Annotated in this window: 21 protein-coding genes, 1 tRNA gene and 1 pseudogene; 10 read left to right on the forward strand and 13 right to left on the reverse strand. The window is 37.4% G+C overall.

Annotated features, from left to right (window positions below; genetic code table 11):
• Window positions 1-40: 40 nt before the first annotated feature.
• Complete coding sequence (locus tag PQ511_RS01650; RefSeq protein ID WP_273850210.1) at window positions 41-3,436, forward strand: methyltransferase domain-containing protein; 3,396 nt, start codon at window positions 41-43, stop codon at window positions 3,434-3,436.
• Window positions 3,437-3,549: 113 nt separating this feature from the next.
• Window positions 3,550-4,812: a glycosyltransferase gene (locus PQ511_RS01655; protein ID WP_273850211.1), complete on the forward strand. Its 1,263-nt coding sequence runs from the start codon at window positions 3,550-3,552 to the stop codon at window positions 4,810-4,812.
• Here PQ511_RS01655 and PQ511_RS01660 read toward each other — a convergent pair.
• From PQ511_RS01660 to PQ511_RS01690, 7 genes are all read right to left on the reverse strand, one after another.
• Entirely contained in the window at window positions 4,809-5,783 is a 975-nt protein-coding gene (locus tag PQ511_RS01660) for a CgeB family protein (RefSeq protein WP_273850212.1), read from the reverse strand. The genes PQ511_RS01655 and PQ511_RS01660 overlap by 4 nt on opposite strands.
• A gap of 62 nt (window positions 5,784-5,845) precedes the next feature.
• A complete protein-coding gene (locus tag PQ511_RS01665) occupies window positions 5,846-6,115 on the reverse strand; it encodes a hypothetical protein (RefSeq protein WP_165995014.1) in 270 nt (89 codons plus the stop codon).
• A 110-nt stretch (window positions 6,116-6,225) separates the two neighbouring features.
• Window positions 6,226-6,372: a hypothetical protein gene (locus PQ511_RS01670; protein WP_273850213.1), complete on the reverse strand. Its 147-nt coding sequence runs from the start codon at window positions 6,370-6,372 to the stop codon at window positions 6,226-6,228.
• Between the two features lie 128 nt (window positions 6,373-6,500).
• Complete coding sequence (locus tag PQ511_RS01675) at window positions 6,501-6,827, reverse strand: hypothetical protein (protein ID WP_273850214.1); 327 nt, start codon at window positions 6,825-6,827, stop codon at window positions 6,501-6,503.
• Window positions 6,828-6,850: 23 nt separating this feature from the next.
• Window positions 6,851-7,183 (reverse strand): hypothetical protein, encoded by a 333-nt coding sequence (locus tag PQ511_RS01680; RefSeq protein ID WP_273850215.1) that lies wholly within the window; start codon window positions 7,181-7,183, stop codon window positions 6,851-6,853.
• Between the two features lie 164 nt (window positions 7,184-7,347).
• The gene (locus PQ511_RS01685) at window positions 7,348-7,494 is read right to left on the reverse strand and encodes a hypothetical protein (RefSeq protein ID WP_273850216.1); all 147 of its coding nucleotides are present in this window, start codon (window positions 7,492-7,494) and stop codon (window positions 7,348-7,350) included.
• A gap of 77 nt (window positions 7,495-7,571) precedes the next feature.
• The gene (locus PQ511_RS01690; protein ID WP_273850218.1) at window positions 7,572-8,363 is read right to left on the reverse strand and encodes a hypothetical protein; all 792 of its coding nucleotides are present in this window, start codon (window positions 8,361-8,363) and stop codon (window positions 7,572-7,574) included.
• A gap of 145 nt (window positions 8,364-8,508) precedes the next feature.
• On the opposite strand from PQ511_RS01690, the gene PQ511_RS01695 reads away from it, so the two are divergent.
• The 3 genes from PQ511_RS01695 (at window position 8,509) to PQ511_RS01705 (ending at window position 11,038) form a co-directional block, all read left to right on the forward strand.
• Window positions 8,509-9,687: a BMQ_0737 family morphogenetic spore coat protein gene (locus PQ511_RS01695; RefSeq protein ID WP_273850219.1), complete on the forward strand. Its 1,179-nt coding sequence runs from the start codon at window positions 8,509-8,511 to the stop codon at window positions 9,685-9,687.
• 103 nt (window positions 9,688-9,790) lie between these two features.
• Window positions 9,791-10,702: a hypothetical protein gene (locus tag PQ511_RS01700; RefSeq protein WP_273850221.1), complete on the forward strand. Its 912-nt coding sequence runs from the start codon at window positions 9,791-9,793 to the stop codon at window positions 10,700-10,702.
• A gap of 75 nt (window positions 10,703-10,777) precedes the next feature.
• Window positions 10,778-11,038: a hypothetical protein gene (locus tag PQ511_RS01705; RefSeq protein ID WP_273850223.1), complete on the forward strand. Its 261-nt coding sequence runs from the start codon at window positions 10,778-10,780 to the stop codon at window positions 11,036-11,038.
• Between the two features lie 9 nt (window positions 11,039-11,047).
• Here PQ511_RS01705 and PQ511_RS01710 read toward each other — a convergent pair whose 3' ends face one another.
• The 4 genes from PQ511_RS01710 to PQ511_RS01725 all read right to left on the reverse strand — a co-directional run bounded on the left by PQ511_RS01710 (window position 11,048) and on the right by PQ511_RS01725 (window position 13,636).
• Window positions 11,048-11,752: a DUF421 domain-containing protein gene (locus PQ511_RS01710; RefSeq protein ID WP_273850224.1), complete on the reverse strand. Its 705-nt coding sequence runs from the start codon at window positions 11,750-11,752 to the stop codon at window positions 11,048-11,050.
• 114 nt (window positions 11,753-11,866) lie between these two features.
• Window positions 11,867-12,289: a GNAT family N-acetyltransferase gene (locus PQ511_RS01715; protein ID WP_273850225.1), complete on the reverse strand. Its 423-nt coding sequence runs from the start codon at window positions 12,287-12,289 to the stop codon at window positions 11,867-11,869.
• On the reverse strand, window positions 12,289-12,804 hold the full coding sequence (locus PQ511_RS01720; protein WP_273850226.1) for a YjcG family protein: 516 nt from the start codon (window positions 12,802-12,804) through the stop codon (window positions 12,289-12,291). Before PQ511_RS01720 ends, PQ511_RS01715 begins: the two co-directional genes overlap by 1 nt.
• A 109-nt stretch (window positions 12,805-12,913) precedes the next feature.
• The gene (locus PQ511_RS01725) at window positions 12,914-13,636 is read right to left on the reverse strand and encodes an alpha/beta hydrolase (RefSeq protein WP_273850227.1); all 723 of its coding nucleotides are present in this window, start codon (window positions 13,634-13,636) and stop codon (window positions 12,914-12,916) included.
• Between the two features lie 116 nt (window positions 13,637-13,752).
• On the opposite strand from PQ511_RS01725, the gene PQ511_RS01730 reads away from it, so the two are divergent.
• Window positions 13,753-14,307, forward strand: a complete 555-nt coding sequence (locus PQ511_RS01730; protein WP_273850228.1) for a phosphatidylglycerophosphatase A family protein — start codon at window positions 13,753-13,755, stop codon at window positions 14,305-14,307.
• 104 nt (window positions 14,308-14,411) lie between these two features.
• Window positions 14,412-14,487, forward strand: a tRNA-Val gene (locus PQ511_RS01735).
• Window positions 14,488-14,540: 53 nt separating this feature from the next.
• On the opposite strand, the pseudogene PQ511_RS01740 reads toward PQ511_RS01735, so the two are convergent.
• Window positions 14,541-14,753 (reverse strand): annotated as a pseudogene (locus PQ511_RS01740) (DUF3892 domain-containing protein); the annotation flags it as partial.
• A gap of 99 nt (window positions 14,754-14,852) precedes the next feature.
• A complete protein-coding gene (locus tag PQ511_RS01745; protein WP_273850230.1) occupies window positions 14,853-15,677 on the reverse strand; it encodes a hypothetical protein in 825 nt (274 codons plus the stop codon).
• Window positions 15,678-15,794: 117 nt separating this feature from the next.
• On the opposite strand from PQ511_RS01745, the gene PQ511_RS01750 reads away from it, so the two are divergent.
• The 3 genes from PQ511_RS01750 to PQ511_RS01760 all read left to right on the forward strand — a co-directional run bounded on the left by PQ511_RS01750 (window position 15,795) and on the right by PQ511_RS01760 (window position 18,936).
• Complete coding sequence (locus PQ511_RS01750; protein WP_273850231.1) at window positions 15,795-16,628, forward strand: VanW family protein; 834 nt, start codon at window positions 15,795-15,797, stop codon at window positions 16,626-16,628.
• Between the two features lie 80 nt (window positions 16,629-16,708).
• On the forward strand, window positions 16,709-18,559 hold the full coding sequence (locus PQ511_RS01755; RefSeq protein WP_273850233.1) for a PAS domain S-box protein: 1,851 nt from the start codon (window positions 16,709-16,711) through the stop codon (window positions 18,557-18,559).
• Window positions 18,556-18,936: a VOC family protein gene (locus tag PQ511_RS01760; protein WP_273850235.1), complete on the forward strand. Its 381-nt coding sequence runs from the start codon at window positions 18,556-18,558 to the stop codon at window positions 18,934-18,936. Before PQ511_RS01755 ends, PQ511_RS01760 begins: the two co-directional genes overlap by 4 nt.
• The last annotated feature ends 20 nt before the right edge of the window (window positions 18,937-18,956 follow it).

Here is an 18,956-nt window from a genome sequence, read left to right on the forward strand (position 1 = left end):
ATGTTCAAAACTCAGTCCAATATAGAAAGAGGGTGTGGCCATGCCGGGTAAGTATGATCAGTCGGCATTTGATGAGAATTATTATAAAAAGAGCTTAGGACATCTACCCTATGATAGAGAAGTACAGGGGGGAAGATGGCTTCACTTCTTTTCTAAAATTGCAGACCAAATTTTATTAAATCATAACACGAACAGGGTGCTAGAAGTTGGATGTGCAAAAGGGTTTTTAGTTGAATGTTTAAGAGATCGGGGTGTGGAAGCATACGGATTCGATATTTCAGAGTATGCGATAGCTAATGTGCGCAGCGATATGAAGCCTTATTGTTTTGTGGGGTCTGCTGATGATCCTCGTCATTTTAAAGGGATATATGACCTAGTTATCTGTATAGAAGTAGTAGAGCATATTACTGAAGAGATGGGAACAAAAGCAATCGAGTTAATGTGCCAGCATGCTAAACAAATCCTTTTTTCATCTTCCCCTGATGATTTCGAGGAAGAAACACACATTAATGTTCAACCTTCTGAATATTGGGACCTTCTGTTTGCAAAACATGGATTTATCAGGAGTCTAGAAGAGTGGCCAGAGCAAGTCGTTGCAACACATACTGTTCTTTATATAAAAGAAGAAAAATTAAGTATCCCTGATGGATTTCATACAATTGAACAAGAACGTAAACGAATAGAAGAATTGTATCCTCTTCGTGGCCAAGAAGAAGAATTTGATATTATTAAAGCACAATTAGCATATGAGTTAAATACGATCATTAGCAAAAAAAACGTAGTTACGAAAAAACTCCATTACATTGAAGTTGAAATCGAAACAATGGAGAAATTAGATAAAAATCTTGTATCGCACGGTGTTGATGTAGAAAAGATGAAAGCGCTCATCAGAGAAAAAGAATTGATTCTAATGAAAACTAAAACGAGCCTAATGAATTTATTGCAAGTGGTTAATAAAAAATTGGTTTATTGTCACCAATCTCTTGACGAGAAAACCTCGCTTTGGGAGAAAGGCAAAAACAATTGGCTAATGAATACTTGGATCCACGATCCATTAGAGAAGGTCTTACATGAGAACGCGATTAAACAATTTAATCGAAAACCTTTAATAAGTATTTTAATCCCCGTTTATAAAATTGACCAGCGCATTTTAAGAGAAGCAATTGCAAGTGTAATGAACCAAACATATCAAAATTGGCAGCTGTGTATAACTTTATCTGATAAAGAAGCAGAAGAAAATTTGAGATATTTAGAGGAAATGGCTAACAAAGATAAACGTATTCAATTAAAGTGTCTAGAAAATGAAGGTATCTCAAAAAATACAAATCATTGTTTGAAAATGGCGAAAGGAGAATTTATTGCATTTCTTGATCATGATGACCTTATTACCGAGAACGCTTTATTTGAGGTTGTCAGGGCAGTAAATGAAAACCCAAGGGCAGATTTTATTTATTCAGATCGAGATTTGATCGATGAAAACTCAGAAGTAAGGTCGTCTCCATTATTCAAACATGCTTGGTCCTGGGTAACCATGTTATCCGCTAATTACGCTATCCATTTTACCGTAGTTCGGAAAGACTTGTTCAAAAAGGCAGGCGAACTGGATGCGAGTTGTGATGGTGCACAAGATTTGGACCTATTCTTAAGGATTTCAGAATTCTCACAAGAAATTGTTCACATACCAAAAATTCTCTACCATTGGAGAGTTATCCCCACTTCTGCAAGCTCTGGCATACAAGCGAAGCCCTATGCATTAGAAGCTCAAATGAAAGCTCTAACTCGTTACGTGAAAAGACGCAAGCTTGATGCAAGTATTGGCAGGAACAATAAGGGATTGATTCAATTGGATTGGCAATTGAAAACCAATAGGTCGTTTGAAGTAGTGATTTATTTTGATGGAAAGTATGATCTTAATTTTTTAAGGAAAACTTTGATTTCGCTTGAAAATCAGTACTGTAAACCAAGAAAAATCACCCTTATTTTACCGTCTGGAGTAGAGGGTTCGAAAGAAATAGACGATCAAGGAATCACCGTTATTACAGAAGGATCGATTCAGACAATAGGAGAATTAGAAGCTTTCAAAAAAGGTGAAGGTTATCTAATGGTTTTGTGTGCAGGGGTCATTTTTAAAGACAAAAACACAACGAGTCATTTAATAGCGTGGTTAGAACATGGGGGCTTTGAAGGTGCTTCGGGTAAAGTAATGAATCAAAATCATTTGATAGAAAATGCAGGGTATGTCATAAACCACGATGATGAATTGATTATGCCTTACAGAAAATTAGATGAAAACGCTAATACCACTTACGGAAGTGTGAATTGGTATCGAGAATACCTTGCTGTTTCAGAATGTTGCTTAATGGTTAAACGAAAACATTTTTCTGAAGTCATGTCGAATCAACGAACATTGACAAGAGAGAACATTCTTGAAGCTCAATTAGTAATATGCCAAAAGTATGGAGCAAAAATGGTTTTTGATCCGTTTATTAAATTTGAAACTTTTACTCCTCTAAGCACGCCAAACATGAATCCAAAGATAACCATACAAGATCGCAATTATAATGACAGTGTATGGGATTGGAATAAAGATTACCTTAAAAGAAATAAGTTAGATAGGAATAAGAAATTGTTGTCAAAAGTTGATCTGAGAACCGATGTGGGTGTCGAAATCGGCCCCTTAACGAATCCAGTTGTTACAAAAAAAGAAAGCTCTGTCTATTATATTGACCATACAAGTAAGGACGAACTTATCAAAAAATATACAAATGACCCTAACATAGATGTTACAAAAATTAATGATGTAGACTTCATTTGGGGAGAAAAAACCTTAAGAGAAGCCATATCTGATGATTTAACATTCGACTACGTAGTGGCTTCACATGTCATTGAACATGTGCCAGATGTTATCGGTTGGTTGTCCGAAATGAATGAAATATTACATGTGGGAGGATACGTTTGTCTTGCCATTCCCGACAAACGCTATACATTTGATATCAAAAGGCAACTGACTACTGTTGCTGACCTGGTTGATTCTTACTTGAATAAAGTAAGACGTCCTAGTCCCAGACAAATCATTGATTTTTATGCGAATGCAATTAAAATTGATACCTACGAAGCTTGGAATAATAAAGTTGAAATAGAGAAGTGTCAGCGATTTGGTTCAGAGAGTTCAGGTTTGGAGTTAGCAAGAAAAAGTATGGAAGAAGGGGTATATGTCGATGTTCATTGTTCTGTCTTCACTTATGATTCATTTTTGAAGTTATTAAGAGATTTGTTTTCGCTTAATCTCTTAAACTTCAGAGTAGCAAAAACATATGAACCAGAAATTTTTTCAAATGAGTTTATTGTTATTTTGGAGAAGCTGCCACCATTTAAGGATTTGGAAGAAAAAAAACGTATTCAACTCCATTCAATTCTTCGATTAAAAAACCTATAGTTTCTGTTCACTTTCTAATAAAGGACTACTCATAGATTTCTATGATTAGTCTTTTGTTTTATAAAAGCTAGTTAGTTTTTTCAATAGGTAAAGGAGGGATTTGTTTGTCGGATATGGTGACGATTATCCTTACAAGCTATAACAAACCAAAATTATTAGAACAAAGTCTTCAAAGCGTTCTTAATCAAACCATACCAAATTGGGAATTGTGGATAATGGATGACAATTCAAATAAACAAACACAAGACGTCATCCAAACGTTTTTAGATGATAAAAGGATCACTTACTTGAATAGTAAGGTTAAAGATGAAGAGCGGTATAAAAAAACAAGATACGCGACTTTAATTAATCAAGCACTCTCTCTTTCATCGGGGAAATATATTACTTACCTTACTGATGACACAACCTATTTTTCGAATCGCTTACAAGCTATGACTGAATATTTCCATGAGAACCCTTCCAGAAATATTGTGTATGGAGGTCAATTGCTACGATATGTAGATGGAAATTTGAATGTGTTCTACGAAAGTAAGATAGCTGCCAAAGAGAAGTTGAAGAATGCAAGTAATAAGGTGGATCATTGTTCTGTTATGCACACTCGGCAAATTGCAGAAAATGTATATTCCAAATATGGAAGTTACTGGAATGACGATCCGATTTTCTGGCACAATGCCGATGCAGAGTTCTGGAGCAGGTTAACTGAAATTGAACCATTTTACCCTATAGATGGAATTTTTGAAATAGCATTAAAAACCCCATCTTCATTTCAAGTTCTTAACAGGCATGTACCTGATCCATTACCTAATGGAATTCTGGTTCGGGGATTAACGAAAGAAGTTTATTTAATAGATAATCAGAAAAAAAGACTCATAAGCGAAAAATGGTTTAACTATTTTCAATACCCCACCTCTAAAATCATTCAAATTCCTGATCCCCTGTTGTTTAAGTATCAAACTGGAATACCAATTAATGAGAGTGATTTACCAAACCAACTTGTTATAAAGGAAGACGGGGGAAGGAACTATTACTTTATTCAAGAGAATAAAAAAAGGAAGGTTCCTAATCCTCAAGTATTCGAATTTTATTCATTCAATCAGTCGCATGTACCAGAACTACCTAAGAAGATGATTGATTCAATTCCTCCGGGTCGAGTTCTTTCAACAGAAATGACTCCCCATCATCTTTTGCCCGACGGAAGGTTATTTTCTTATAAACAAGAACTCTATTTAAGTCAAAAAAATCGGCTACACCTTATTGATGTAAATGTTGCATTAAAATTAAAATTCAACGTAAGAGACGCAATTGAGTTGAAAGAAAAAGATTTTAAACGCTTCAAACAAGGGAATCCATTCCATTGGGAATTTAAAACTTATTAGTCTTCTTTCTGTTCTACGATGTCAAATATTTTCTCTAAGGATCGGGTAATCGTATAATGTTCTAAAACGTTATTCCTTGCATTCTTGGCCATTGTTTCTCGCAAATGATCATTTTTTACGTAATCGTTCACTTTATCTAATAATTCTTGATTTGTTTCAAAGAATAGAATGTCTTTTGTATTTTCTAAATGAGGAGGTAAAGTAAGAATTGGTGTGATCAGTTGAAACGATTGACACGCAGCGATATCGAATGTACGGTTATTCACACTTTTAGGTATGACTCCATTAGAGTTTGCATTTGCTTTCAGATCAAAAGGACGATGAATATTCAAATTAATTTTAGCATTTGAAAAGTAATGAGCTGCAAGTTTTGGTGGAATCCAAGAAACAATGGTCAAATTACTACGGTGTGAGTAGTCCTTTAATATTTCTTCCCAGTGGGGGCCAGCAATGATCATTTTATAATTCGAGTGATCTAACAAATATTTAATCGATTCAATTCTATTTGGATAGGGGCTTCCGATAAAGCAAATGTCACTTGTATATTCTGCTTCTTTGGTCATATTTCTGTTTATTTCACTATCTGTGCCAAGTGGCAAATAATAAACCTGCTTATGATCCATTTCTATATAACGTTCGTATGCGGCTGTGTCGATGGTGAAAACGTAGTTATATTTATGAATAATGGGAAGGGTCAAATCGATATAATAGGGATCTTCTGTTAACCAAACAGCAATTGGTAAATCTCGATCGTATATCCAGTTTCTTAATTGCGGTGGAAAAGTGTATCCGACAGTTGTAAGAATAAGAGCTGGTTTAAAAGACATTATTTCAGTTTTTATGTGATTTAACCCACTAAATAACGAAGCTGTGCTGCATTCATGTTTACACTCTTGAATTGATTTAATAATTTTTTGATCAATGTCATTATAAATTCCCTGAAAACCAGAAGATATATAAAATACTTTCAAAGTAGATTGCCTCCGCCTCCGATAATATAAAAAGCAGGCTGTAGAAACAGCCTGCAAAAGTATTAAAGTGGAGTTACTGAAATACTTGCAATGTCTCTGCAGTCTACAACTGTTACAGCGCCACTTGTAGAAGCCTGGCTAATAAACGTTGCACAGCATGTCTCAGGATCAAAACAAGCAAATGTAACAGGACCAAGTGGTGTAGCGACTCCTACGATATTGATTGTTACAATTCGACCTGGATCCAAGTTTCTTAGTGTGTCACAAGCACACCCGTCGCACTTATTGCATTTTTGTGTCTTGTGTCCGTGATTATCATCAAAAAGACTCATAACTATGTCCTCCTTTTTTCGAATCTCACCTGAATTTTTCAGGGTTAATACACTATATTCTTTTGGTAACCAATGGAATAGATTGATACCTAGTTATCACAGTAATTGGATTAACAACCAGATGATTTTCGAAGAGTTGTTTCCATGCAGCAGCGGTTCGTTCTGCGATTGCGATAACGGTCTCGGCGATTCGTTACTTGCTTGTCTGAACATGGTTTAAGTTTTTTTACCTGCTTTTTATTGCATAAACAAGCCATTTTATTCCCTCCTTCGTACAAGCCATACTATATGTTATTGATCATCTGTTCAGATGTGATAATGATTACGTGGATTTTTAAAAGTAAATGAAAAAGGAGAAAGATCCTCTTTCTCCAGGAAGTACTCATTATGCAAAATTAAAAGGGAAAACCTCAGGAGCAAAACTAAACGAATAAACTTCTCGACAATCAGCGGTTATGAATTCAGTGAATGGCGCTTCGTTAAATTGAAACGCAATTTTTGCGCAGCAAGTCGTAGGGTCAATCGAGAACAATGTGATTCCACTAATACGGCGTGTACCAGTAGGGATAGGGGGTTGTTGAAGTCCCAGCGTAAAGGCTTGATTTGCTATTTGTATGGCCCCAAGCGCTACGTTTGATTTACCCGAGAAAGTTTTGCAAAAACAGCTATTACAAGCTGTGGAAAAAGATTCGCTCTTATGGCAACAGCTCATTTTTTATCCTCCTTTCTTGATGGTTATGCTGGTAATGTTTGATAAGCTTGGATGCGATTACAATCAATCACGGTTTCTGCTGTATAAACGCCATTTGGGAATCCTGGTACATCCACTGGAGCATTAAAAAGCGTAACCACTACAAAATGCGCACAGCACGTTTCTTTATCAACTTTCGATAAAGTGATACTTGCAACGACAAGCGTGCCCCCTGTTCCTGGAACTGGACCAACCGCAACTGGGAATGGGGCATCTTGTACATAAATCGCTGAGAAGTTTGGCGATTTCCCTCTCGTATCTTCAAAGTTGTCACAAAAACAGCTATTGCAAGTACTGCGTTTACCTTCTTCTTCCATCTGGATTCTCTCCTTTCCATAAAGGATGGATGATCATTTACTTATAATAAGGTATGTCTTCTATCGACTAATGTATAGTTGAGAGTCTAGGTAAGGGGACTAATCTCAAGCCGAATCAGTTGTCATCAATAAAAAGAGATGAGGGAACATTTCCTCATCTCTTTTTATTGATCCTTATTTGGTTTCCATGTTACTTTTCCACAAGATTTACAGCCTGATTTCTTAATTGTAGGCTGTGTCGTTTCTTGTAAACCTGATCTCCTTCTTCTCTTTACTTCTTTATACAAAGCCTGTATATCTTTCTTTTTCATAGTTAGCCTCCTGCTCTCATAACAAATCATAAGGTTAGAATAGCTTATTCGAGCAGGAGGGACGGGGTGCCGGCCAATTAAGGTTTATTTTGGAAAGGATTAATGATTTTAACTTCTTTTGATTTTGTTTGAAATTTAAATGGATTAAATGTAGTGGCTTCTTGATTATTTTGGGGAGTAGAAAACGGAAATAGGGAATGATCTTCCGGTGGAATAGGTGTTGTCTCATTTAAGTGTGATGGCATCTTTGGAAGATCTGGCCATTCATTTAAAGCAGTTCGATGATCAAGTTGAAGCTTGGCGAAGTCACGATTGATCGTCATTAATACCCGATCCACTAATCTTCTGTAAGTAGAAAGAGAAATTCCGTCGAGAGATTGGAACGTTTTACGAAGGAAAGTCTGTATAATTAAGTAGTTAAGCCATTGAACGGTATCGCGTTTGGCTTTGGGATGAATTCGCACGATGATTGGTGAAAAAACGGTTGGGAGCCATATTTGTTGGTGAATCACATTTTTTAAGTCAGTATATCTTCCAGATGGTCTTAGATTATAAGTCATGTTCATAAGGGTTAATGAAATGGGATAGGATAGTTTCTCTTCATATAAAATATAAAAGTCAAATTCATTTAAGATACCTTTATCGCCTGTACTTAATGAAATCTCTGTATGGCGCAACGTCTTAACGAGATCTCTAAATGAGGAGGGATCTAATCCACTCACTCCAACTTTACAACCTGTTAAGGCAGGGATGATTTTGGATTGATCTAGATGACTTTTGAGACCCCAATAAGGTAGGAATACTTTCAGGACTTTTATTTCTTCAGTAGATAATGTAAGCTTTGTTTCTTTCCAAAATAAACGATTCATTGAAAACCTCTCCCTCAATAAATGCATGACAATTGTTTTTTTCATCCTAATAAAATTTGGGCAGCCCCGGTAGTTGCAAATCTGTGCTCTTTCCATACTATGTAGGGAATCAACCTATCATGAGAAAGAAAGGAAGGAACGATATATGGGTCACAAACCACATAAGAATCGCACATCACCAACAGCTGCTAACAGCTTACAGGATGAGTGTATTCGCGTTCAAAAAGTATACGACTGGGTGACTGATCAGTTATCTGTAAGAAAGACAATTCATTTTACAGATGAGCAGATCGCTTTGATTGAAGCAGCCATGGAAGATCCAACGAGACGTCCGTTACGTATCGTTTGTAACGTACCAGAAACACCACCTTTGTTCCCGCTTTCTGGGAGCGACCAGGAAGGAGAAGGGTTCCTTTGTGAACAAATCGGCGATAAGAGAGATGTCAATGTGGCACTTCCTGGGGGAGGATTAGCAGACGCTCAGCTAGTGGATTTACTATTTACTGCTGATTTACAAGTTCTCGTCGTTGACCGAAATGGTGTCGTAGTAACAGAAGTGGATTGCAGTACATCAATATTAGAGTCATTTGTTCTTTGTTTTCCGGATGGAACTGATTTGTTCTGCCGCATCACAAAAATTGTATGCCGAATTCCTTCGGGAACGGTGCTTTTAAACTGTCCGTCACCAACTTCATTCGATCTAGAAGTGATCTTCTGTGTGGATATCCAAGTAGAAGCTGAAGTGAAGCTAGAAGTACTTGCGAAATTCTGTTCACCACGTGACAACGACTTGACAGCTGGTATTGATGATATTATTGACGAATGTCCACCGATCGAATTCCCAGCTCAGTGTCCTGATATCTTCCCTAGACCGAACTGTGATTGCTCGCTAACTGGAGAAGCAAGTGGCAGAACGACAGGAGAAGATGAAGGAACAGCAACTCTACTTGCTAACATTTGTGGAGATTGTAGTTTAAATGGAAGTACATTAAAACTGAATTTCCATGATACAGACTCGAGTGATGGAGGACACGACTTTACCTTTACAGCTACACGTTTTGAACAGGACACTTTGCACTGCAACGAATGTGAAGGCGGACTAAAGTTTGTCATTGAAGGCTCAGGTGTGACGGATTCAGGTAAATTACTTGATTTCAAACTAGCTGTTGTCGGAGATCGACATGAGCAAGCGTTTGAAATGCATCTTATAAATCGTCGTGGAAAAACCGTATTTAATACTGGAACCGTCGAAGTTCACGAAGGCGCATTGGAGATTGAAGACTGTATTAATTTTGATGATGTCAAGTTTAAAAAGCAGTCATAATATCTAAGTGCAGGAGATCTCTTCCTGCACTTTTTTGTTATGAATAGGGTTTTCTTTCATACATATAGTATAGTGAAAGTTTGTTTGCGAGGGGGAGAACTGTATGCAAGGAGAAAAGCTAAGTTATTCTCGACTCGTTACCCGAACGAAGTATTTTCAGGAGAAGTCACTCGAGCTTGAAAAGGAACTGATATTCGCTAATGATCAGGTCAGCGCCTTAAAAGGGAAATTATCTTCTATGGAAGAAAGTGATAAAGAACGGATTCACTTAAAAAAAGAATTGGAGCAATTACAGGAGGACATTGAGCGAAAGACAAAAGAAAACGTGGCTAAGATCGTCGAGATCGAAAAAAGAAGTGCCGTACAAGAAAGCACCAAAAGTTATCTCAATAAGATCAAGGGGTACGAAACACTTTTAGCAGAGATGCAAATTGATATTAACGAGAAGGATAAACTGATTAATCATTTACAAGGTAAAATAAAGAATTTAGAAAAAAGAGCGAAATTCTTAACAAAACCAAACGAGGTGGATGGAGATACGGAGTCAACCGATGTAGATGAATCTTATGCAGTAGCCTATTTTAATACTTCTGTTATTTTAAATGGGGAAAACTCCTTCATTATTCGAGGTTCATTGCAAATAGAGAATTGCGGAACGAGGAAGCTGCATAATCCTATTATCTGTTTCCGGTTCAATCCTCCTAATGTTGCTGTGTTAAAAGGAAAAATATTTCCTATCGATGAGGCAGAAACGCGTTCAAAATCAAATAGTGAGCAGACGCAGTGGGTTTTTACTGAACATGACTGGCTTGAAAAGGCGAAAGAAAGTGGCGAGATTTGGGTAGCACCCTTACATCCAGTAACTCTTTTGCCAGGTGAACAGATTGGGTTTGACAGTTTTCAAATTCCTATAAAATCAGAATTTAAAGAGTCAATTAACATTGAAGGATTTGTTTACTTCCAGCAGGATAACTATCGGATCAAGGTTTCGAATCAAATTGCAGTTAGCTATTAAAAGGGGTGCCCAAACCTAATAAGGAAAGTGTGCATAGGATACTACGTACTAGGAGTAAAAAAGGGAGGGCATCAAATGTCAGAAAAGAAAAGAAAGCCGCAAGTTATCCATGTAAATAAGTTAATTGTAAAAGCTGATGAAGTGATCATTCAAAATGAAAGAGAGCATCATCATAAAGAGGAAAAGCACAGGGAAGAAAGAAGAGAAGAAAGAAGAGAAGAAAGAAGAGACCCATGGGGATTTTTTAATCATCGAAAGAACAATGAAGTGGCAGAGGATAATGAAGATAGATATAAAGAAGAGGATAAAGGTTCAGAAGGATTTTCTTGGTTCTAAGAGCAGAAGTTACCTGCTCTTTTTTTGCTTGTTCTTCTTATCCATCTTTTGCAAAAACACTCCTTCATCCTCTTTCCATTCAAGGACTAATACGTCCTTAGGATTGTCCACTTTATGTTCTTTAAGGATCTTATCAAGCCACGCTTCATTAAATCCTGCATCTTTTAAATTCTCAAGATCAACTTTCCCATCAGAAATGATATCTACTGAAAGGTATCCCTGTTCTTTTTTTAGGTTAAAATCTTGTTTTGTAGGCTGTAAGTACTCTGACTTTTTTAGTACGCTGATGCTACCGTTTGTTTCCAGTATCGCAAATTCAACTTCTCGAAGGGAAAAGACATCTTTTTGTCTTAATAAATTTTGCAGTTGGTTAATATCGAGCTTGCTTTTTTTTAATTGGTCTCGATCAATTTTTCCCTTATGAATCACAATGGAAGGGTTCCCTTCTAGAATGTTGCGCGTTCCTCTAAATTTCTGCGTAATCCATTCTACAACGTAAATTAATACGCCCCATAAAAGAACCGCATACAAAATAGATTTGATGTTCACATGCTTATCATAAATCGCATTTCCAACCAATTCTCCTAGCACGAGAGAAGAAATAAAATCAAATGGAGTAATTTGTGTAATCTGAGTTTTCCCAAGTACTTTCGTTAAGATAAGTAAAGCAAAAAATCCAACAAGAAGTTCAACCGTTATCGATCCAATTGCCAAAGGATCACCTTCTTCTCTTCAATTTACAGTCTTTCTTAGGATGTACGGAAACGGAGAAAATATCATTCATTCCAATGATCGAGGGCAAAAAAAAAGACACTGGAAGCTCCAGCGTCATAAATCCTTTGTCATCGTTATATGCGGAATGCCTGCATCCATGAATTCCTCTGAAATGATGTGATAACCAAGTTTTTTATAAAATCCTACTGCGGAAACCTGAGCATTCAGCTTTAGTTTGCCGAGCTTTAGCTCATTAGCACACCGTTCAATCTCTTTCATTAACATCTGGCCAAGACCAGTTCTACGATAAGAACCCAGTACACAAATGCGTTCAATCTTAGCCATACCTTCAAGCGTTCGAAAACGTCCCGCTGCAACAGGGCGTGCGTGATCATACGCTATAAAGTGAACAGCTTCATTCTCGTGTTCATCAATTTCTAATTCAGCAGGTACTTTTTGTTCTTCCACAAAGACAGATTGTCTTACTTGAAAAGCATCCTGGAGTTCTTGGTCTGTCTCTACAACCTTAATTTCCATTAGCGAACTTTACCAAGGTGGAAGGTTTCAAACACTGTCCACATGCCATTTTCAAGTTGGTAAAGAAGTTGGAAACGGTCGATCATTTCTTCATGGTTAACGTCCTTCATTTGCAAACTGCCATAAACATCAGAATGCTCATCATCGGATAAGTTCTGTGCAATTGTGATGTGTGGAACAAAATTATAATCGCGTTCAGAGAGCGCCTCTTCAGGGTTAAGTTGTCGATGCAAGTCATCCAGTACGTCATTTTCTTTCACTTTAAAGTAGATGACGTTGTTGACAGGGTTAAAAGAACCAACTTTATAAACATGCATTGAAAAAGGTTTAGATTCATCAGAGATTTTGTGTAGAACGGGCGTTAATTTCTCAATCTCTTCTTCTGTTGCTTCAAAGCCTTCACGTAGCGTTAAATGCGGTGGAATGAGCGCATAGTGCGGGTCATATCGTTTGCGAAAGGAGTTAGCGACGTCTTGTAGTTTTTTCGATGGGAAAATTGCAATGCCGTATTTCATATTCCATTCCCTCCTGGTTGATAGTCTCGATTGACCTATATAGACAAGTCATATAATGTTCCATTTATAATTATACCAAAAATTCGAAAATAAGAAACGATAGACTGATTTAGAGTTTAAACATGTGTAAAAGCGAACGTTTCATGTCTGGTTGCCAGTTCTTCCAAAGGTGACCGCCTTCAAATTCATCATAGAAGTAATCAAATTCTTTCTCTTTAATGACTTTATTTAATTCTCGATTTGGCTCGATAAAATTCTTTGTTTTTCCATCAGTGGTAGGAACCTCTGTTTCTTCTTTACCGATTATGTGATAAAGCGAAAGAAGCTCAGGTTCAGAGAATTGTTTTACTTGTTCCATGATGGTCTCATCTACATAGGGAGAATGAAGAATAGCTCGACCAAATGTACGTGGATAATCAAGAGCTGCTCGTAACGCAACGGTAGCGGCCAAAGAATCACCGATAAGACCGCGACCATAACCTAGATGATACGTAGCATATTCTTCATCTAAATAAGGAACTAGTTCATTCGCAAGAAAGCGTAGATAATTATCGCTTTGCTCGCCTTCCGGATGATATTTACGCCAGCGATCTTCTACACTTTTGTAAGGAATGCCAACGATAATAAGTTCTTCAATTTCATCATTTTCAATCAGTTCATCCGCTGTTCGTCCGAGTCGTCCTAATTTAAAGTAATCGCTACCATCGTTGGCGATTAAAAAGGAATATTTGTATAAGGGAGAATAGTTGTATGGTAAATAAACTTGAAATGGAATTTCTTCTCTTAAATACTCGCTATAAATGGTTTCATCTTTATATGTACCTCGGTTCATTGTGATGCCTCCTATAAATTGTTGCAATTGTTAGATTGTTTGACAATATAAAAAACATTAGTGATATAATGATTCTAACACATAAGTATTTATTGTTGACAGAGAGGGGTCTTATTATGAAGAAACGCATCCATAGTAGAGAGACAGAAGCAGCAGCAAAAGCCCTAATAAAAGAACGTGGCGTGACAATAGAGGATATTGCCGAAATTGTTTACGAAATGCAATATCCTTATGTAGATGAGCTATCCATGGATGATTGTTTGGAAAGTGTTGAAGCCGTTTTAACGAAGCGTGAAATTCAGCATGCTGTTCTTGTAGGCGTTGAGTTGGACAAGCTAGCTGAGCAGGGAAAACTTTCAGAACCACTTCAATCAATCGTGGAAACGGATGAAGGCTTATTTGGCGTTGATGAAACAATTGCCCTCGGTGCCGTGTTTGGCTACGGTAGTATTGCCGTAACGACATTTGGTCACCTTGATAAACAAAAGTTTGGTATTATTGAAAAGCTTGATACGAAAGTGGGCGAAAGCGTCCATACTTTCCTTGATGATCTCATTGCAAGCATTGCCGCAAACGCCTCAAGTCGCCTTGCACATCGCCTTCGAGATCGAGAAGAAGCATTAGATAAGGAAGAACGTGAAAAGCGGGATAAAGAAGAACGAATTGGCTAAACAAAAGGGCATCATCTTGGTGCCCTTTTTCTATTATTTTCTAAAGAAAGGATTGACAATGATTTATCGATTCCTGTATATTAATAGATGTCCTTACATAAATTGATCCGTTAGCTCAGTTGGGAGAGCGCTACCTTGACAGGGTAGAGGTCGTTGGTTCGAGCCCAATACGGATCACCATACATAACAATTCCAAGCTGCAACTCAATTGAGTTGCAGCTTTTTTATAATGTCTAAAACTCTGGTAAATGATCAAAGTTGTTTTCTTTCATTCCATCAGGTTCGCTACAGATGATTTCTCTTCCATACTTTTCGAAAACATCTACACCAGAAATCATCCCGTTCTTTGCTTCTTCTAGGGCTTGAAGGTAATCGAGCTCTTCACCCGTATTGGTTTTAAACGCTATGAGATCCCCATCATCATTTTTTCTAACTGCGGTAATCATTCGAGCATTTTCTTTCGTTTTTCGTTGATTGTCATTTGCCGCATTTCGAATATATTCTTCGTATACTTCATTAAATCGGTCCATTTTCTTCACATCCTTCTAATGATTTGCGATCTTCAATAAACTTGGGCTTTCAAGTTCCCATCGATTTGAAATCGGATTCTTTGTTGCAGTCAGTTTAATCGTAGTATGAATAACCCCGGTATCTATAATATAAACTTCAACCTTTGCTTGGAGATGATGAACATGAGGGGTTGTTGCGCTTCTATGAACCGTCCATTTTGTTACTGTTAGTCGTGAAAGTGAATCGTAATCCTGAGATGTTAAATTTTTAGAAAGGACTTTCCTAAGTACGGTAGTATCTGAATTATTTATGGCAAGCATCATTATTTCAACCAGTTGTTCTGGAGTTGCTGACATGATGCCTTCATCTAGCTTACCAGCAGCTTTAAGAATCATTAACTGATGAGCTGGATCAGGAGTTGGCGTTTTATGGGTGGTGCTATTAAGAAAGTGGAGACAGAAGTGCCCGTTGAATCCATTATCCAGTGCTCCAGCCCCGTGAGGCATACCGTTCATTGAAGCCGCTATCGTTCTTCCTTTATGAAGAACAATAACGGCTCGTCGTTTCCAACTCCACTCTTTATAAATATCTTTTAATATTTCTGTATCTTCTTTCGTAAGAGGTTGTATATCGGCATGGTGACTACCAGCGCGTCGTTGTACTCGAAATGTTTGTCCACTTTCAATATCAGTTATGGTAAAAATCGCTTTTCGTGGGATTACTTTATCTACTTTTTCCCAGGGGAGAAGCGCAATTTCACTATCAATCGGCACAAGATCATAGAAGGGTTCTATTGCAAAAATACTTTCAGAAAAGTAAAAAATGAAAATGATGGTTGGAAATATGAATACCCGTTTCATTAGCTCCCCCTTTTCTTGTTCATCCTCTTTATTTTGCTCAAGCGATTTTGAACTATTCGATTTTATAAAATTGACTTATGACGCATACTACAACCGAGTTCGAAAGGGGGACGAGAAATGATTTCTTTATTATTAGCGTTATCACTCGCCTATTCTGATGCAGAACAGATGATTATTCATAAGGAAGAAAGCAAACCGATTGTTATTAAAAAAAGTAATCTATTTCATGAATGGATTGGCTATCCTTTTTACGATGAAAATCAACTGAATGCTTTAATGAATAAAGTGGATTCATCGATTCAAAAGCAGCCCCAAAATGCCTACCTTGATGATGGGGGAGTGATTAGAGAAGGGGTTAACGGCTATCGCTTAAACAAAGAAAAATTTCAAATGAAGATGTTAGAAACGATCTACCAAGAGGGAACAACGTGGATGGTACCTGAGGTTAAAGTTCAATATCCAAGAGTGAATGCAGAGTTACTTGCCTCCATTCAAAGAAAACAACTAGGTGCTTTTGTGACTCACTTTAAAAAAGCAAACATTGAACGAACGACTAATATTGTATTAGCTGCCCAAGCGATTAATAATACCGTTGTGTTTCCGGGTGAAACGTTTTCGTTTAATCAGACGGTTGGGAAACGAACAAAGGAGAGAGGCTATTTACCTGCTCCAATCATTATTAGAGGTGAATTGTCTGAAGGAATCGGTGGTGGAATTTGTCAAGTATCCTCTACTTTATTTAATGCCGTTGATCGGGCAGGCGTACAGATTGTGGAACGCTATTCTCACAGTCGGAGTGTTCCCTACGTGAAGCCAGGTCGAGATGCAACCGTAAGCTGGTATGGACCTGATTTTTCTTTCCGAAACGATCGTCATCAGCCCCTGCTTATCAGAGCTAAAGTCGTAAACGGATCTGTGGTGATTCGTATTTTTTCAACTGAAGATGAGTGACGGTTATTAACAGTCTTTATCTGTTAAGTTCTCAAGGAGTAGTGGTATAATTGAATTATTATACTTAAAGGAGACCGCGTATGGAAAATGAAAAGAAACAAAAACCAAAATACTCCATACTGATAAACGGTTCTGAGATGGAAAGGGAAGATTTGGCCCTTGAACTAATGGAGAAAAGCCAAAAGCTTGATCATATTTTTAATCATTCAAGAGATGGTATGACTCTCTCCGATCAACATGGAAGCCTGATTGAAATCAATCAGGCTTGTTGCGATATTTTTGAATTGGATATGGAATCGATACATTCAAAAAAAATCGGGCATCATGTGGCTCCTGAAGGTATAAGGACGTTTCGTCAAATGAAAAGAGAGTTAGTCGAAAAAGGATATGTCATTGAAACCCTACCTGTCATACTTGAAAATGGAAAGTGTAAATCTGTGGAATTATCAATTACTTATAAGGTTTATCGAGATTTGAATTTATCCATCATTCGGGATGTCACGGATGAACAGATGTTGCTAGCTCAGTTGGTAGAAAATAAAGATAAATTAGCAAGTATTTTTGAAAATGCGCTTGATGGTATCTTAATCTGGAATAATGAGCGAATGATCATTGATGCTAATCCTGCAGCGTGCCAGCTATTTAACACGACTCTAGAAAGAATGAAAACCTATAATTTATTTGATTTTCTGGAAGGGAACAACCTATCCATTGGGAAGGCTTTTCAGGAAAAGCTAGAGCGTGAAGGAGAGGTACGAGGCGACATTCAGTTTACCATGCCTGGGGGAGAAAAAAAGCAACTTGAATTCACAACGAAAAAAAGTGTTGCAGGAAATATGTATTTAACGATTTACCGTGATATTACCCCTACAACCCAAATGATTCAAGAGCTACAGCGGAGTGAAGAGCGATTTCGTCATCTATTTGAAAAAGCGTTAGATGGGATGGCTATTCTAAATGAAAATGGTCATTTCATTAAGGTGAATAGCGCCTTTTGTAAAATATTTGAAGTCGAAGAAGAGCAAATACGATCTAGACATTATTCTCATCTTGAAAATGGCTGTGATATTATTTGGGATAATGCTGCCGAGTTAGGAAGGAGTGGGGAAGGACAAAGAGTTTCGAGCAATGACGAACTGAACTATTTCAGCTTTACATTAAGTTATCATATTTATCCCAATCATCATCTTGTTATTGTTCGTGACATAACAGAGATCAAGAATGCAGAGGAAGATCTGCGTCAGACAGAAACGAGTAATGTTCTCGGCGATCTTGCTGCAAGCGTTGCACATGAAATTCGAAATCCTTTATCTACGATTAAAGGGTTTCTTCAATTACTTGATGGAAATGAAGGTGTGAATCAGGAGCTTCTAAACGTGGTTGGGGAAGAGATGAATGAATTAGAAGGAACTATAAACGAATTCCTCCTTCTTTCAAAACGAGAATATGTAACATACGAAGTGGTAAATTTGAATGAATTAATTGCTGAATTGGTAGAGCACTTATCTCAGAAAGCGGCTGATCGAAATATTAATATCATTGAGATTTATCAAAATGTGGATATCGAGTGCGTTTGTATTCGTTCTCACGTGAAGCAAGTATTGACTAATCTGATCAATAATGGAATAGAGGCTATGCCAAATGGTGGTCAGTTAAAGACAACGTTGATGAAAGCTGAGAACGGCGATATTATAATTGAAGTGATTGACCATGGAGAAGGAATACCTGAGCATTTAATTAATCGTTTAGGAGAGCCGTATTATCAAACCACTGAAAAGGGAACAGGCCTTGGATTAATGGTGAGCTATAAAGTTATTAAAGAACACGGTGGTCGAATTGAGGTAACGAGTCGAGAAGGCAAAGGAACGGTTTTTCGTATTAGGTTACCAGCAAATCAGCCATTCGTTTATACAGAGGGGGAAGAGAATTGATCGAAATTCAACGGATACACCATGTTAGCTTAGCCGTTACAGACATTGAGCAGGCGAAAAATTTTTATAAAGACATCTTATGTTTAGAAGAGATAGAACGGCCACAATTTGGTTTTCCTGGCGCCTGGTACCAAATTGGCAATCAGCAACTTCACCTTATTGTTCATCCGGAGGCGGAGACGCTTCGTGCAACAAATGAATTATCCTCTAAGGAAGGTCATTTCGCCTTTCGCGTGAAGAGCTATGATGAGACGGTCCGCTGGCTGAAAGAAAAAGGTGTAGAAATTTATGAAAATCCAACGAGTAAAAGTGGTTTTGCTCAAATTTTTGTTGCCGATCCTGATGGCAATTTAATTGAATTAAATACCGAACAATAGCAAAGAAGACGCCTCACAGG

The organism is Guptibacillus spartinae (assembly GCF_028610625.1).
GTDB classification, from domain to species: domain Bacteria; phylum Bacillota; class Bacilli; order Bacillales; family Guptibacillaceae; genus Guptibacillus; species Guptibacillus spartinae.

Excerpts from the sequence above, each read along its gene's own strand:
- PQ511_RS01650 (WP_273850210.1), top strand. The coding sequence starts at position 41 with ATGCCGGGTAAGTATGATCAGTCGGCATTTGATGAGAATTATTATAAA.
- PQ511_RS01655 (WP_273850211.1), top strand. The coding sequence starts at position 3,550 with ATGGTGACGATTATCCTTACAAGCTATAACAAACCAAAATTATTAGAA.
- PQ511_RS01665 (WP_165995014.1), bottom strand. The coding sequence starts at position 6,115 with ATGAGTCTTTTTGATGATAATCACGGACACAAGACACAAAAATGCAAT.
- PQ511_RS01670 (WP_273850213.1), bottom strand. The coding sequence starts at position 6,372 with ATGGCTTGTTTATGCAATAAAAAGCAGGTAAAAAAACTTAAACCATGT.
- PQ511_RS01675 (WP_273850214.1), bottom strand. The coding sequence starts at position 6,827 with ATGAGCTGTTGCCATAAGAGCGAATCTTTTTCCACAGCTTGTAATAGC.
- PQ511_RS01680 (WP_273850215.1), bottom strand. The coding sequence starts at position 7,183 with ATGGAAGAAGAAGGTAAACGCAGTACTTGCAATAGCTGTTTTTGTGAC.
- PQ511_RS01685 (WP_273850216.1), bottom strand. The coding sequence starts at position 7,494 with ATGAAAAAGAAAGATATACAGGCTTTGTATAAAGAAGTAAAGAGAAGA.
- PQ511_RS01690 (WP_273850218.1), bottom strand. The coding sequence starts at position 8,363 with ATGAATCGTTTATTTTGGAAAGAAACAAAGCTTACATTATCTACTGAA.
- PQ511_RS01695 (WP_273850219.1), top strand. The coding sequence starts at position 8,509 with ATGGGTCACAAACCACATAAGAATCGCACATCACCAACAGCTGCTAAC.
- PQ511_RS01700 (WP_273850221.1), top strand. The coding sequence starts at position 9,791 with ATGCAAGGAGAAAAGCTAAGTTATTCTCGACTCGTTACCCGAACGAAG.
- PQ511_RS01705 (WP_273850223.1), top strand. The coding sequence starts at position 10,778 with ATGTCAGAAAAGAAAAGAAAGCCGCAAGTTATCCATGTAAATAAGTTA.
- PQ511_RS01715 (WP_273850225.1), bottom strand. The coding sequence starts at position 12,289 with ATGGAAATTAAGGTTGTAGAGACAGACCAAGAACTCCAGGATGCTTTT.
- PQ511_RS01720 (WP_273850226.1), bottom strand. The coding sequence starts at position 12,804 with ATGAAATACGGCATTGCAATTTTCCCATCGAAAAAACTACAAGACGTC.
- PQ511_RS01725 (WP_273850227.1), bottom strand. The coding sequence starts at position 13,636 with ATGAACCGAGGTACATATAAAGATGAAACCATTTATAGCGAGTATTTA.
- PQ511_RS01730 (WP_273850228.1), top strand. The coding sequence starts at position 13,753 with ATGAAGAAACGCATCCATAGTAGAGAGACAGAAGCAGCAGCAAAAGCC.
- PQ511_RS01745 (WP_273850230.1), bottom strand. The coding sequence starts at position 15,677 with ATGAAACGGGTATTCATATTTCCAACCATCATTTTCATTTTTTACTTT.
- PQ511_RS01750 (WP_273850231.1), top strand. The coding sequence starts at position 15,795 with ATGATTTCTTTATTATTAGCGTTATCACTCGCCTATTCTGATGCAGAA.
- PQ511_RS01755 (WP_273850233.1), top strand. The coding sequence starts at position 16,709 with ATGGAAAATGAAAAGAAACAAAAACCAAAATACTCCATACTGATAAAC.